This window comes from Streptomyces sp. NPDC058000 (assembly GCF_042886435.1).
GTDB lineage: Bacteria > Actinomycetota > Actinomycetes > Streptomycetales > Streptomycetaceae > Streptomyces.
In genome coordinates, this window is sequence record NZ_JBHVQS010000111.1 from 1 (window position 1) to 13,185 (window position 13,185).

Here is a 13,185-nt window from a genome sequence, read left to right on the forward strand (position 1 = left end):
AAACGCGACTACATCTTCCACGGCACCCTGACCACCGCAGCCATCGTGATCTGGCTCCGTGATCTCGTCAAAGAGCCATCAGACACTGCCTAGGCGCGGCCCCCCGGCAGCGGTGCCGTGCCGCCGAGGTGGGCCGGGATCCACCAGGTGTCCTCCGCGTCGCGGGGCCGTACGGGGTAGGCACGCTGGGCGGCTTCCAGGAGGTCCTGGACGCGGGCCCGCAGGCGGTCGGTGATCTTCTCGGCCTGGTCGGCCGGATCGGCCTCCACCGGCTCGCCGACCCGGATCGTTATCGGGAAGTGGTGGCGGCCCAACTGACGCTTGTGTCCCTTGGTCCACAGTCGCTGGGTGCCCCACAGCGCCATCGGGAGCAGCGGGACGCCGGCCTCCTGGGCCAGCCGTGCCGCGCCGGACTTGAAGTTCTTCAGGGTGAACGACTCGGAGATCGTCGCCTCCGGGAAGACCCCGATGATCTCGCCCGAACGCAGCGCGGACAGCGCGTGCTTGTAGGCGTGCATGCCCTGCGCCCGGTCCACCGGGATGTGCTTCATCGCCCGCATCAGGGGCCCCGAGACCTTGTGGCGGAAGACCGATTCCTTCGCCATGAAGCGCACCAGTCGCTTGGCCGGGCGCGCCGCCATCCCACAGAAGACGAAGTCCAGATAGCCGATGTGATTGCTCACCAGCACCGCTCCGCCGCGCCGCGGGATGTGCTCCGTACCGGCGACGTCGAACTTCAGGTCCTGCGTCTTGAAGAGCGTACGGGCGGCGCCGATGACGGGCGGATAGACGAACTCGGCCATGTGTGGGGGACCCCTTCTCTGTGCCTGGGGAGGGTTCTCCCGGCGGAAACCTACGCAGTCGTAACTCGTGGCTCCGGGAGATCGTGCCCGATGTGCGCCCCGGCGGCCAGCGTGCGGGCCCCTCGGGGCAGGAGATTCTCGTCACGTGGACGGAGGAACCGGCAGGTCGCGGCCGGATTCGGGGGCTTCCGCCGCGCGCTGGTGTGCGCGCGGGCAGTGGCTTCGGGGCGCCGCTGTCCGGCTGCGGGAATCTTTGTGGCCGTGGCGACGCTGCACCTTGGGATGACGGGACGGACGGTGTGCATCGCAGGGCTCGCGGCGGCGGGTGTCCTCGGCCTGCGGCACATCGTCGAGAGGGAGGGACGACGGTGCGCGAGCGGGACGACGAGGCGCGGCTGGACGCCGCCGAGATCGGTGCGGAGCTGGGGGAGCGGGCCACCCTCGTCCAGTTCTCCAGTGCCTTCTGCCAGCCCTGCCGGGCCACCCGGCGCGTCCTGACCGACGTCGCGGGGATGGTCGACGGCGTGGCCCACGTCGAGATCGACGCGGAGGACCGGTTGGAGCTGGTGCGGCGCCTGGAGGTCCGCAGCACGCCGACGGTGCTGGTGCTCGACGGACATGGCGCGATCGTCCGCCGGGCCGTCGGCCAGCCCCGGAAGGTCGACGTCATCGCGGCCCTGGGGGAGGCGGTCCGTGATTGATCTCCCAGATGCCGGGCGACACTTGACGCTTCGGGTCACGCATCGTCAGCCTGACGTTATGCGGCCAGGTATCGATCTCCTTCTCTACGGACGCGCGCACGTCGATCTGCTGCGGACCGCCAGCGCGCGCTGTCCCGGCGTGTGAGCAGCGACGACTCCTCCGCCGAGCGCCGTACGGCCGTCGGCGGCCCCGCCCGGGCCCGTAGCCCACAGCAGAAGGACAACTCCATGACGGCCTCGCCCGACCTCGGCACGCCCCGCACCGCTTCCCCCGAACTCCTGCGTTCCGTCTTCCGCCAGCACGCCGCGGGCGTCGCGGTGATCACCGCGGCCGGTTCCGGCCCCGTCGGCTTCACCGCCACCTCCCTCACCTCCGTCGCCGCCGAACCCCCGCTGCTCTCCTTCGGTATCGGTACCGGCGCCTCCAGTTGGCCGACCGTCTCCGAGGCCGAGCACATAGGCGTCCACATCCTCGGCGAGCACCAGCAGGAGCTGGCCGCCACCTTCGCCCGCAGCGGCGCCGACCGGTTCGGCCCGGCCACGTCCTGGCGCACCGGCCCGGAGGGCGTTCCGCTGCTGGACGGCGTACTGGCGTGGCTGGTGTGCAAGGTCGTGGCGCGGATACCGGCCGGCGACCACCGGATCGTGCTCGCCCAGCCCGTCGTCGGCGACCCCGCGGGACCCGGCCGGCCGCTCCTCTACCACCAGGGTCGCTTCAACGCGCTGCGCGACTGACAGGTTCCTCGGAACCTGTTGCGTCACCGGGTCGGGGCCGTTGGGAAGGTCACATTTCGACGGCCTTGATTCGGGGCATCAGACTGGGTGTACTGGCGAGTAATATGACGGTCGGCGCGGGGACCCGTATCCGACCGGGAGCCGCCCCGTGAGGCGCCTATGCTGCCAGCACAAGGCAGTTCTGAAGAGACGAAGCAGGTAGGAGAGCCGGCGTGAGCTTGAGGATCGTTGTCTGTGTGAAGTACGTGCCCGACGCCACCGGCGACCGGCACTTCGCCGAGGACCTGACCGTCGACCGCGACGACGTGGACGGCCTCCTCTCGGAGCTCGACGAGTACGCCGTCGAGCAGGCCCTGCAGATCAAGGAAGCCAACGACGACGACGCGGAGATCACGGTCCTGACCGTCGGTCCCGAGGACGCCACCGACGCGCTGCGCAAGGCGCTCTCGATGGGCGCCGACAAGGCCGTCCACGTCGAGGACGACGACCTGCACGGCACCGACGCGCTCGGCACCTCGCTCGTGCTCGCCAAGGCCGTTGAGAAGACCGGCTACGACCTCGTGGTCTGCGGTATGGCCTCCACCGACGGCACCATGGGCGTGCTGCCCGCGCTGCTCGCCGAGCGGCTGGGCGTCCCGCAGGTGACCCAGCTCTCCCAGGTCGCCGTCGCCGACGGCAAGGTCACCGGCCGCCGGGACGGCGACACCGCCAGCGAGCAGCTGGAGGCCGCGCTGCCGGCCGTCGTCTCCGTCACCGACCAGTCGGGCGAGGCGCGTTACCCCTCCTTCAAGGGCATCATGGCCGCCAAGAAGAAGCCGGTGGAGACCCTGGACCTGGACGACCTCGACATCGAGGCGGACGAGGTCGGCCTGGAGGGTGCCTGGACCAAGGTCGAGGAGGCCACCGAGCGCCCGGCCCGTACGGCCGGCACGATCGTCAAGGACGAGGGCGAGGGCGCCAAGCAGCTCGCCGAGTTCCTCGCGGGCCAGAAGTTCATCTGAGCCGCGGGTCCGGGGCCCGGCCCCGGACCGGCACCGCTTCCGCGGTCGGGGCCGGGGTCAGCTCCCGGTTTCCCACCCGCATCTGACGGTCCGTCGGAATATCCGTCCTCTCTTCGCCCGCACTCTTCCCGCAGGAGCAATTCCCATGGCTGAAGTCCTTGTCTACGTCGACCACGTGGACGGCGCCGTCCGCAAGCCCACCCTCGAACTGCTCACCCTCGCCCGTCGCATCGGCGAGCCGGTGGCCGTGCACCTCGGCGCCGGCGTGGATGCCGCCGCCCCTGTGCTCGCCGAGCACGGTGCGGTGAAGGTCCTGGCCGTCGACGCCCCGGAGTTCGCCGAGTACCTCGTCGCCCCCAAGGTCGACGCGCTTCAGGCCGCCTACGACGCGGTCTCGCCGGCCGCCGTCCTGCTGCCGTCCTCCGCCGAGGGCAAGGAGATCGGCGCCCGCCTGGCCGTCCGGATCGGCTCCGGCATCATCACCGACGCCGTGGACGTCGAGGCCGGCGACGAGGGCCCGGTGGCCACCCAGTCGGTCTTCGCGGCCTCGTACAGCACCAAGTCGCGGATCACCAAGGGCACCCCGGTCATCACCGTCAAGCCCAACTCCGCCGCCCCGGAGGCCGCCCCGGCCGCCGGTACGGTCGAGCAGCTCGCGGTGACCATCGCGGACTCCTCCAAGGCCACCAAGATCGTCTCGCGCACCCCGCGCGAGTCGACCGGCCGTCCGGAGCTGACCGAGGCCGCGATCGTGGTCTCCGGTGGCCGCGGCGTCAACGGCGCCGAGAACTTCCCGGTCATCGAGGCGCTCGCCGACTCGCTCGGCGCGGCCGTCGGTGCCTCCCGCGCCGCGGTGGACGCCGGCTGGTACCCGCACACCAACCAGGTCGGCCAGACCGGTAAGTCGGTCTCGCCGCAGCTGTACATCGCGGCGGGCATCTCCGGCGCGATCCAGCACCGCGCCGGTATGCAGACCTCGAAGACCATCGTCGCCATCAACAAGGACGCCGAGGCGCCGATCTTCGACCTGGTCGACTACGGCGTGGTCGGCGACCTCTTCGACGTCGTCCCGGCGCTCACCGACGAGGTCAAGACCCGCAAGGGCTGACCCCGCCGGGCCCACCGCGGCCCGTCGGCACCGCACGGCCGAAGGCCCCGTACGCACCGGACGTACGGGGCCTTCGGCCGTGAGTGGGCCGGCCGGCCGTGGCCGGAAAGATCCGCCTCGCCAGGAGGGGGTGTCCGACCGGCCGGCCCCTCAGGACCCGGTCTCGCCGTCCAGCGTCTCGCGCAGCAGGTCCGCGTGCCCGTTGTGCCGCGCGTACTCCTCGATCATGTGGACGTACACCCAGCGCAGGTTGAGGGTGCGGCCGTTGGTGGCGGTAAAGGTCTCGTCGAGGTCGCGGTCGGCCGCCACCGCGTCGCAGGCCGCGATCTCGGCGATCAGGGCCGCGTGGTCCGCCTCCGCCCGGGCCGGGTCGAGGTCGTCGAAGTCGGCGTCCGGGGCGGCCTCGGTGCAGTGGAGGGCCTCGACCGCCTCGCCGGCGAACCGCTGCCGGAACCAGACGCGTTCGACGTAGGCCATGTGGCGGACCAGGCCGAGCAGGGTGAGCGCGGACGGCGGGGTGCCGGCCCGGGCGAGCTGTTCGCCGGTGAGGCCCGCGCACTTGGTGAGCAGGGTGTCACGGTGGAAATCGAGCCAGCCTTGCAGCATTGCGCGTTCGCCTGCGGCGGAAGGTGCCCGGCGGCGTTCGATCCGGGGTGCGGTCCATGTCATGAGGGGATTGTGGGCCGTGGCGGGCGGGCCGCGCGACGGAGTTGTCGGCCCGGTTCAGGCCGGTGACCTGCGTCGCCACGGCCGGGAAGGTGTTGACCTCGCCAAGGGACACCGTTAGCTTCGCTATGCGGATTGTTGATTCCGTCACGCGGAAATGCTCGGGTCGGCGACGGCGCCGGGCACAAGCACCGGGAGGGTACCGAAATGGGGCAGCAGGAGATCGTGGCGACGAGCCTCGCGGACACCGTACGCGAGGGCATCGGAGCCGCTCTCGCCGAGGTGGACGCCGACCTGGCGCGGCGCTACCCGGGCGACCCCGGGACCCGTCAGCCGATCCACACGGTCTACGTCCCCGGCGACGCCTTCGCCGCCGACACCATCCGCTCCTGGGGTGACCAGGCGCTGGCCATGCTCGACCAGCACGCCCCCGACGCCGGTGCGCTCGCCGCGGTCCTCGGCATCTCCGACGACCTCGCCGGCCCGGTCCACGACCGGGTCCGCGCCAAACTGGAGCGCGAGCCCATCGAGGACCTGCGGATCGACTTCGAGGACGGCTACGGCCTCCGGTCCGACGCCGAAGAGGACGAGGCCGCCGCCCGCGCCGCCGCGCTGGTCGCCGCCGCCTACAAGAACGGCACCGCCGCCCCCTACATGGGCATCCGGATGAAGTGCATGGAAGCCGCCGTGCGCGACCGCGGCATCCGCACCCTGGACATCTTCCTCACCGGCCTCATGGAGTCCGGCGGCCTGCCCGACGGCCTCGTCCTCACCCTCCCCAAGGTGACCTACGCCGAGCAGGTCACCGCCATGGTCCGGCTGCTGGAGGCGTTCGAGAAGGCCCGCGGCCTCACGCCCGGCCGGATCGGCTTCGAGATCCAGATCGAGACCACCCAGTCCATCCTGGGCGCCGACGGCCGTGCCACCGTCGCCCGCATGATCGACGCCGCCGAGGGCCGCGCCACCTCCCTCCACTACGGCACCTTCGACTACAGCGCCTCCTGCGGCGTCAGCGCCGCCTACCAGGCCAGCGACCACCCCGCCGCCGACCACGCCAAGGCCGTCATGCAGGTCGCCGCCGCCGGCACCGGCGTCCGGGTCTCCGACGGCTCCACCAACGTGCTGCCGGTCGGCCCCACCGCCCAGGTCCACGACGCCTGGAAGCTGCACCACGGCCTCACCCGCCGCGCCCTGGCCCGCGCCTACTACCAGGGCTGGGACATGCACCCGGGCCACCTCCCGACCCGCTACGCCGCCGTCTACGCCTTCTACCGCGAGGGCCTGGAGAAGGCCGCCGCCCGGCTCGCCGCCTACGTCGCCAAGACCGGCGGTGACGTCATGGACGAGCCCGCCACCGCCAAGGCCCTCAGCGGCTACCTGCTCCGCGGCCTCGACTGCGGCGCCGTCGACCCCGACGAGGTCGCCCGCCTCACCGGCCTGACCCGCGCCGACCTCGACGGCCTGGCGGGGCGGACGGTGACGTCGGCCTGACCCCGTGCCCGGGTCCCACGCGCCTACGGGAGCGGGGGACCCGGGCATCGTCACTCCGGGGGAGTGCTGCGCCGTCTGCGGGGCTCTCGTGGTGCAGCGGAACGCCGCCGCCGAGCAAGGGGACTTGTCCGCGGTGTCGGACGCGAACGTGAGGCTCCGGAATCACCGCTCCCACTCCGGGAGCCGTCCGTGACCATGACCCTGCGCGTCTCACGCGATTCCGGCAGAACGTGGGAAGCCGCGATCACCTATCCCGGCAGCGCCACCGCCAAGCCACTGCTCCCGGAAGCCTCCGGCGCGTGGCCGCTATGCAAATGCCCACGCTGCAACCGAACTTCGAAGGGTTCTGCCACCGCCCTCTGCAAGCGGACGGTAGGCAGGCGGTCCCCCCGACCGGACAAGGCGTGAACAGGGGAAGGTCGCTCCCCGCCCGAGTCGGCGTGCTCAGGTTCCCCCCAGTCCGCCCCTGAGCGGGTGCCGCCCTGGCGGTGAGGGCACCGCGGTTGGCGCGTGATCGTTCGCCGGCCCCCGTATCGCACGTGACGGCGTCCGGTTGCTCCGGCTCGCCCTGGTGCGGAGATACGACAATCACCCATATCAGTCCGGTGACAGCCCGACGTACGTGTTCGTGTTGATCGGTCCGGACATGCGGGCCGATCTGATCCAGAACGTGCGCGAGGACCACTGGGCCGGGCGGGTCCACTCGGCTGGTCAGCCGGTCAGTCCCCGTCTGGGCGGATCTCCCCCGAGCCACGTGGGATCAACCGGGTGGGGATCTCCAGCCGCTGCGGGGGCTCGTCGATGCCGTCGAGGCGGCGGAAGAGCAGACCGGCGGCGGTGCGGCCGAGGTGGGCGGAGTCCTGGGCGACGACCGTGATGGCGGGGTGGACCAGATCGGCGAGTTCGAAGTCGTCGAAGCCGACCAGGGCGACCGGGCGCGGGTGGCCGCGCAGCACCCGGACGGCGGTGACGGTGACCCGGTTGTTGCCCGCGAAGAGGGCGGTGACCGGTTCCGGGGCGGTCAACATGGCCGCGGCCGCGGCGCGGACCCGGTCGGGGGCGGTGGAGCCGAGGGAGACCCAGGAGTCGTCGACCGGCAGACCGGCCCCGGCCATCGCGGTGCGGTAGCCGCGCAGCCGCTCCTTGGCGGTGTGGATGCGCGGCTGGTCGCCGATGAAGCCGATCCGGCGGTGGCCGTGCGCGATGAGGTGGGCGACCGCGGCCTGGGCGCCGCCGAAGTTGTCGGAGAGGACCACGTCGGCGTCGATCCGACCGGCCGGGCGGTCCACGAAGACGGTCGCGATCCCGGCGGCTATCTCCGGCGCCAGATAGCGGTGGTCGTCGCCGGCCGGGATGACGACCAGCCCGTCCACCCGGCGGGCGCACAGCGCCAGCACCAACTCCTGCTCGCGGGCCGGGTCCTCGGCGCTGGAGCCGTTGATCAGCAGGGCGCCGTGGCTGCGCGCGACCTCCTCGACGGCGCGGCTGAGCGGACCGTAGAAGGGGTCGGCGAGGTCTTCCAGGACCAGGCCGATGCTGGCCGTCCGGCCCTTGCGCAGGATCCGGGCGGAGTCGTTGCGGCGGAAGCCGAGCGCGGTGATGGCTTCCTGGACGCGGCGTTCGGTGTCCGGGGTGACGCCCGGCTCGCCGTTGACCACCCGGGAGACGGTCTTCAGGCCGACGCCGGCGCGCGCCGCGACATCCTTCATCGTGGGGCGGGTGCCGTAGCGATGGGAGGTACCGCGGGCGGTCTCGGGCACGTGTGCGGTCCTGTCTACCGGGGGACGGATGCGGTGTCGGGCACGCCACCGGGCGGGGCGGACCGACGCGCCGCTGTGTGGCGACGAGCATAGCCCCTAGACAACGTTGTCAATTGCCGGAAGACTGGCGTTCTCACGCCGGGCCGGCACCCCGGCCCCCGGGCCCACCAGGAGAATTCGACACCGATGCAGACGGACCTCAGCGCAGCGCTGGACATCGGCGGCACCAAGATCGCCGGCGCTCTGGTGGACGGGCGCGGCAGACTCGTCGCCCGGGCCGCCCGGCCGACCCCCGCTGACCAGGACGGGGCCACCGTGATGCGCGCGGTGGCCGAGGTCGTCCGGGAACTGGCCGCCGGGCCGGACTGGGCGCGGGTGGCCACCGTCGGCATCGGCAGCGCCGGGCCGGTGGACGCCGCGGCCGGCACCGTCAGCCCGGTGAACATCCCCGGCTGGCGCGACTTCCCGTTGGTCGCCGGGGTGCGGGAGCTGGTCGGGGCGCGTCCGGTGACGCTGGTCGGCGACGGCGTGGCGATGACCGCCGCCGAGCATTGGCAGGGTGCCGCACGGGGCCATGACAACGCGCTGTGCATGGTGGTCTCCACCGGGGTCGGCGGCGGGCTGGTCCTCAACGGGCAACTGCATCCGGGCCCTTCGGGCAACGCCGGCCACATCGGCCACATCAGCGTCGACCTCGACGGTGACCCGTGTCCGTGCGGGGGGCGCGGCTGCGTGGAGCGGATCGCCAGTGGCCCCAACATCGCCCGCCGCGCACTGGCCAACGGCTGGCAGCCGGGCCCCGACGGGGACGCCAGCGCCGCCGCGGTCGCCGCCGCGGCGCACGCCGGTGACCCCGTCGCGGTGCGCTCCTTCGAGCGGGCCGGACAGGCGCTGGCCGCCGGCATCGCCGCCACCGCCACCCTCGTCGAGATCGACATAGCGGTCATCGGCGGCGGCGTCGCGGGCGCCGGAGATGTTCTGTTCACCCCGTTGCGCGCCGCTCTCCAGGATTACGCGACCCTGTCCTTCGTGTCCGAACTGGCCGTGGTCCCCGCCCAGATGGGTACGGACGCCGGTGTCGTGGGCGCCGCCGCGGCCGCCGCGCAACAGTCCCGTCTCGATGCGTTCGCCCCTGCCCCATAGGGGCCCCGGTCGCACCCCTCCGCCCCGTAGTCTGGTGCCGGCCGCCTGAAGGGTTGCGGCGCGGCGCCCCGGCGTTCAGGCGTACGGGCCGTTGTGGCACGGAGACGGGTAGCGAGGGGATCGCACGGTGACATCGGGGGAGCGCGAGCAACGCGAGGCGGACGGAACCGGTGCGGCGAACGGTGCGGACGGCCCTGGGCCGACGGACGGTGCGCCGGGCGCCGCGGGCGGTGGTGCACCGCGCGCCGCCTCCCGCAGCGGCCCGCAGCGCGGCGTCGACGACGACCTGACCGGGCGGGTGCTCGGCGGCCGCTACCGCGTCACCGGCCGGCTCGGCCGGGGCGGTATGGGCGTGGTCTGCCGGGCCGAGGACCAGGTGTTGGGCCGCGAGGTCGCGCTCAAGGTCCTACGGGCCTACACGGACGCCTCCGCCCCCGAACTCGCCGACCTGCGGACCCGGATGCAGCGCGAGGCGCGGGCCGCGGCCCGGATCCGGCACTCCGGTGTGGTGACCGTCCACGACGTCATCGAGGAGGCCGGGCGCCCGGTCATCGTCATGGAGCTGGTGGACGGGCCGTCGCTGGACGACGCCATCGGCGCGCACGGCCCGTTGGATCCGCGCGAGATCGCCCGGATCGGCGCCGCCGTCATGGACGCGCTGGACGCCGCCCACGAGGTCGGGGTGCTGCACCGCGACGTCAAGCCCGGCAACGTCCTGTTGGAGCGCGCGGGGCGGTCCCCGGACCGGGCCGGCTCCGGGGGCGGCCGGGTGGTGCTCACCGACTTCGGCATCGCCAGCATCGAGGCCCCCGGGGACGGCGCCACCACCAACATCACCCGCAGCGGCGAACTGGTCGGCTCGCTCGACTACCTCCCGCCCGAGCGCGCCCAGGGCCTGGACCCCACCCCCGCCTCGGACATCTGGTCGCTGGGCATGACGCTGTACGCGGCGGCCGAGGGCGGCGCCGCGCCGTTCCGCCGCACGTCGGTGTACTCGACGCTGACCGCGATCGTCACCGAACCCCTGCCCGAACCGCGCCGGGCCGGGCCCCTGACGCCCGTCCTGCACGCCTTGATGGCCAAGAACCCGGCCGACCGCCCGTCCGCCGCCCAGGCCCGCAGCATGCTCCGGGCGGTCGCGGAGGGCCGCGACCCCGGCGTGACGCCGCCCGCCCCGCCGCCGGTCCCACAGCCCGGCTCGCCGTACGCGCCCACCGCCACGGACGTGACGGCGGGCGCGGGGCCGCTGCCCCGTCCCGCGGGCGCGGGGGTGGCGCCGGCCGGTTGGCTCGGCGGCCCGGGCGCCCAGGGCGGCGCGGTGCCGCAGCCGCCCGGCCCGAACGCGCCGTACGGGCGGCCGGTCCACGACCCGTCGGCGACGGTGGCCGGGGCCTCGGCGGGTGTCACCGGCCCGCACCCGTACGCGGGCGCTCCCGACGGCGACACCGCGCGGCTGCCGGCCCGTCGGCGCCGGCGGGTGCTGCTGGCGGTGGCGGCCGTCCTGGCCGTGTTGGCCGGCGGCGGTGGCCTCACCTACGCGCTGGTCGGCGGCGGCTCCGGCGACCGGAACACCGCGAGCGACCGGCAGGCGGCCGCACCGGCCACCACACCGGGGGCGAGCCAGCCGAGCGTCTCCGCCGGCAAGGGCAGCGCGGGCGACGGCAAGGCCACCAGCCCGTCGCCGGCCGGCTCGGTGACCCCCTCGGGGGACCCCTCCGCGTCCGGGAACCCCAAGCCCGGCGGTCCGGGCGGCCTGCTCGGCGGTGCGACCACGGGCGGAAGCCAGGGCGGCACGGACGGCGGCGGCACCGCGGGCGGGGCCCACGGCGGCACCTCCGGCGGTACGACCACCGGCGGATCCGGTTCCGCCGCCGGCGGTGCCAGTGGCGGAAGCGGTGGAAGTGGCGGAAGCGGCGGCAGCGGCGGGGGCCCCACCCAGGGACCGTCCTGCGCGGACGCCGGTGGCGGCAAGGCCAACTGCGACGTATGGCGCACCGCGACCTCGTACACCGCGTCCTTCCAACAGGTCGGCCACCTCAACGCGGGCACCAACTACTTCTACTGCCAGGCCAAGCTGGGCCGTCGCGAGACGTACGGGAAGTGGACCAACGTGTGGTGGGCCAAGACCGATGACGACAGCGGCAATTCCGGTGTCTACATCAGCGTCGTGTACCTCACCGGCGGGGAGAACGACCAGCCGGTGCCGGGGCTGCGGGTCTGCTGAACCGCGGCGGCGCCCGCCCGGTGCCGGGCACCCATGGGACTCCGGCATATGCGACGTACCGCCCCGTCGCCGGCTGCTCGGAGGCCGTGCGTGGGTGGGGGTTTCGGTGCTGGAGGGGCGGGGGAGCGCTTGACTGCCGGGGCATCGCGGCGGGGGAGGCGGACCGGCATCCTCCGTGCGGTGTGTTCCTCAAGCATGTTCCCGGCGCTGCGCGCGGCCCGTGGTCCCGAGCGTTTCCGTGGCAGGGTGTTGCGGGCAACTCACCTGGGTCTAGGGAAGAGGGGAAACCGTGATCGTCTGGCTGAACGGCACGTTCGGTGCGGGCAAGACCACTGTGGCTCATGAAGTGCTCGACCTGCTTCCCGGAAGCACGCTCTACGACCCGGAACTCCTCGGCAGCGGGCTGCGGTTGATGCTGCCGGCCAAGCGGTTCGAGGAGGTCGACGACTACCAGGACCTGCCGTCCTGGCGGCGGATGGTCGTGGACACCGCGGCCGCCCTGCTCACCGAGGTGCCGGGCCCGCTGGTGACGCCGATGACGCTGCTGCGCCAGGAGTACCGCGACGAGATCTTCGGCTCCCTCGCGGCCCGCCGGATACCCGTCCGACATGTCCTCCTCGATGCGGAGGAAACGATCCTGCGCGAGCGCATAGCCCACCGCGAGGACACCCCCGACGACCCCGAGGGCAACGCCTCCGTGCGCCGCTGGTGCCTGGAGCACCTGGGGCCCTACGCGCAGGCCCTGGACTGGCTCAAGAGCGATGCGCACGTCGTGGACACCACTGCCCTGACGCCCCGCCAGGCCGCCGAGCGGGTCATCGAGGCCGTCCGCACCGGCGCCGGCGCCTGTGACATCGTGCAGACCCCCGAACCCACCGCGGAGACCCTCGCCGCCGGAGTGCTGCTCTTCGACGACCAGGACCGCGTGCTGCTGGTCGATCCGACGTACAAGCCCGGCTGGGAGTTCCCCGGCGGCATCGTCGAACCAGGCGAGGCACCCGCCCACGCCGGCGTACGCGAGGTCGCCGAGGAACTGGGCATCCAACTCCGGCACGCCCCACGGCTGTTGGTCCTTGACTGGGAAGCCCCCAAGCCCCCCGGCTACGGCGGTCTGCGGCTGCTCTTCGACGGTGGCATGCTCACCGAGGACACCATCCGGGAACTGCTGCTGCCCGGTTCCGAACTCCGTGCCTGGCGCTTCGTCACCGAGTCCGAGGCGGAGTCCATGCTCCCGCCGGTCCGCTGGAACCGCCTCCGCTGGGCCCTACGGGCCCGCGAGCGGGGATGCCCGCTGCATCTGGAAGCGGGCGTTCCTTTGGGGTGACGGTCCGCTGCGCTTGGCTGGGCTTCCCACGTTTTTGGCTTTCCCGCCGTGGGGGTTGCTGTTTTTGCGCCTGGCGGCGCGGGCGGGTCCGCTGCGCGGGGTGGCGTCGTTTCGCCTGCGGCGTGGGGTGTTGTCCGCTGCGCGGGGCTTTCGGGGTGCGGTGTCGGGGCGGAGGGGTCGGTGTGCAGGACTGCTGCGCTTTACGTCCTGCACACCGCCCCCTCCGCCC

The 13,185-nt window shown here is 73.1% G+C and carries 11 protein-coding genes; 8 read left to right on the forward strand and 3 right to left on the reverse strand.

The features are described 5' to 3' along the window. Window positions 1–89: 89 nt before the first annotated feature. The gene (locus ACFVT2_RS42570) at window positions 90–803 is read right to left on the reverse strand and encodes a lysophospholipid acyltransferase family protein (protein ID WP_390027691.1); all 714 of its coding nucleotides are present in this window, start codon (window positions 801–803) and stop codon (window positions 90–92) included. A 368-nt stretch (window positions 804–1,171) separates the two neighbouring features. On the opposite strand from ACFVT2_RS42570, the gene ACFVT2_RS42575 reads away from it, so the two are divergent. The 4 genes from ACFVT2_RS42575 (at window position 1,172) to ACFVT2_RS42590 (ending at window position 4,348) form a co-directional block, all read left to right on the forward strand. Then, the gene (locus ACFVT2_RS42575) at window positions 1,172–1,504 is read left to right on the forward strand and encodes a thioredoxin family protein (protein ID WP_390027693.1); all 333 of its coding nucleotides are present in this window, start codon (window positions 1,172–1,174) and stop codon (window positions 1,502–1,504) included. Between the two features lie 228 nt (window positions 1,505–1,732). After that, window positions 1,733–2,239, forward strand: coding sequence for a flavin reductase family protein (locus ACFVT2_RS42580; protein WP_390027715.1), 507 nt, complete (start codon window positions 1,733–1,735; stop codon window positions 2,237–2,239). Between the two features lie 212 nt (window positions 2,240–2,451). Then, window positions 2,452–3,240: an electron transfer flavoprotein subunit beta/FixA family protein gene (locus tag ACFVT2_RS42585; protein WP_390027696.1), complete on the forward strand. Its 789-nt coding sequence runs from the start codon at window positions 2,452–2,454 to the stop codon at window positions 3,238–3,240. A 145-nt stretch (window positions 3,241–3,385) separates the two neighbouring features. Next, window positions 3,386–4,348, forward strand: a complete 963-nt coding sequence (locus tag ACFVT2_RS42590) for an electron transfer flavoprotein subunit alpha/FixB family protein (RefSeq protein WP_390027698.1) — start codon at window positions 3,386–3,388, stop codon at window positions 4,346–4,348. Window positions 4,349–4,498: 150 nt separating this feature from the next. Here ACFVT2_RS42590 and ACFVT2_RS42595 read toward each other — a convergent pair whose 3' ends face one another. After that, complete coding sequence (locus tag ACFVT2_RS42595; RefSeq protein ID WP_390027700.1) at window positions 4,499–5,017, reverse strand: DinB family protein; 519 nt, start codon at window positions 5,015–5,017, stop codon at window positions 4,499–4,501. Between the two features lie 204 nt (window positions 5,018–5,221). On the opposite strand from ACFVT2_RS42595, the gene ACFVT2_RS42600 reads away from it, so the two are divergent. Next, window positions 5,222–6,505 carry a DUF6986 family protein gene (locus ACFVT2_RS42600; RefSeq protein WP_390027702.1) on the forward strand — a complete coding sequence of 428 codons (1,284 nt, stop codon included), beginning with the start codon at window positions 5,222–5,224 and terminating at the stop codon, window positions 6,503–6,505. Between the two features lie 719 nt (window positions 6,506–7,224). Here ACFVT2_RS42600 and ACFVT2_RS42605 read toward each other — a convergent pair. Continuing rightward, window positions 7,225–8,265 (reverse strand): LacI family DNA-binding transcriptional regulator, encoded by a 1,041-nt coding sequence (locus ACFVT2_RS42605; RefSeq protein ID WP_390027704.1) that lies wholly within the window; start codon window positions 8,263–8,265, stop codon window positions 7,225–7,227. A gap of 186 nt (window positions 8,266–8,451) precedes the next feature. Here ACFVT2_RS42605 and ACFVT2_RS42610 point away from each other — a divergent pair, with 186 nt between their 5' ends. From ACFVT2_RS42610 to ACFVT2_RS42620, 3 genes are all read left to right on the forward strand, one after another. Further along, window positions 8,452–9,408 (forward strand): ROK family protein, encoded by a 957-nt coding sequence (locus ACFVT2_RS42610; RefSeq protein WP_390027707.1) that lies wholly within the window; start codon window positions 8,452–8,454, stop codon window positions 9,406–9,408. Window positions 9,409–9,535: 127 nt separating this feature from the next. Then, on the forward strand, window positions 9,536–11,632 hold the full coding sequence (locus tag ACFVT2_RS42615; protein ID WP_390027710.1) for a protein kinase: 2,097 nt from the start codon (window positions 9,536–9,538) through the stop codon (window positions 11,630–11,632). A 289-nt stretch (window positions 11,633–11,921) separates the two neighbouring features. Beyond that, on the forward strand, window positions 11,922–12,956 hold the full coding sequence (locus ACFVT2_RS42620) for an NUDIX domain-containing protein (RefSeq protein WP_390027712.1): 1,035 nt from the start codon (window positions 11,922–11,924) through the stop codon (window positions 12,954–12,956). Window positions 12,957–13,185 lie beyond the last annotated feature (229 nt).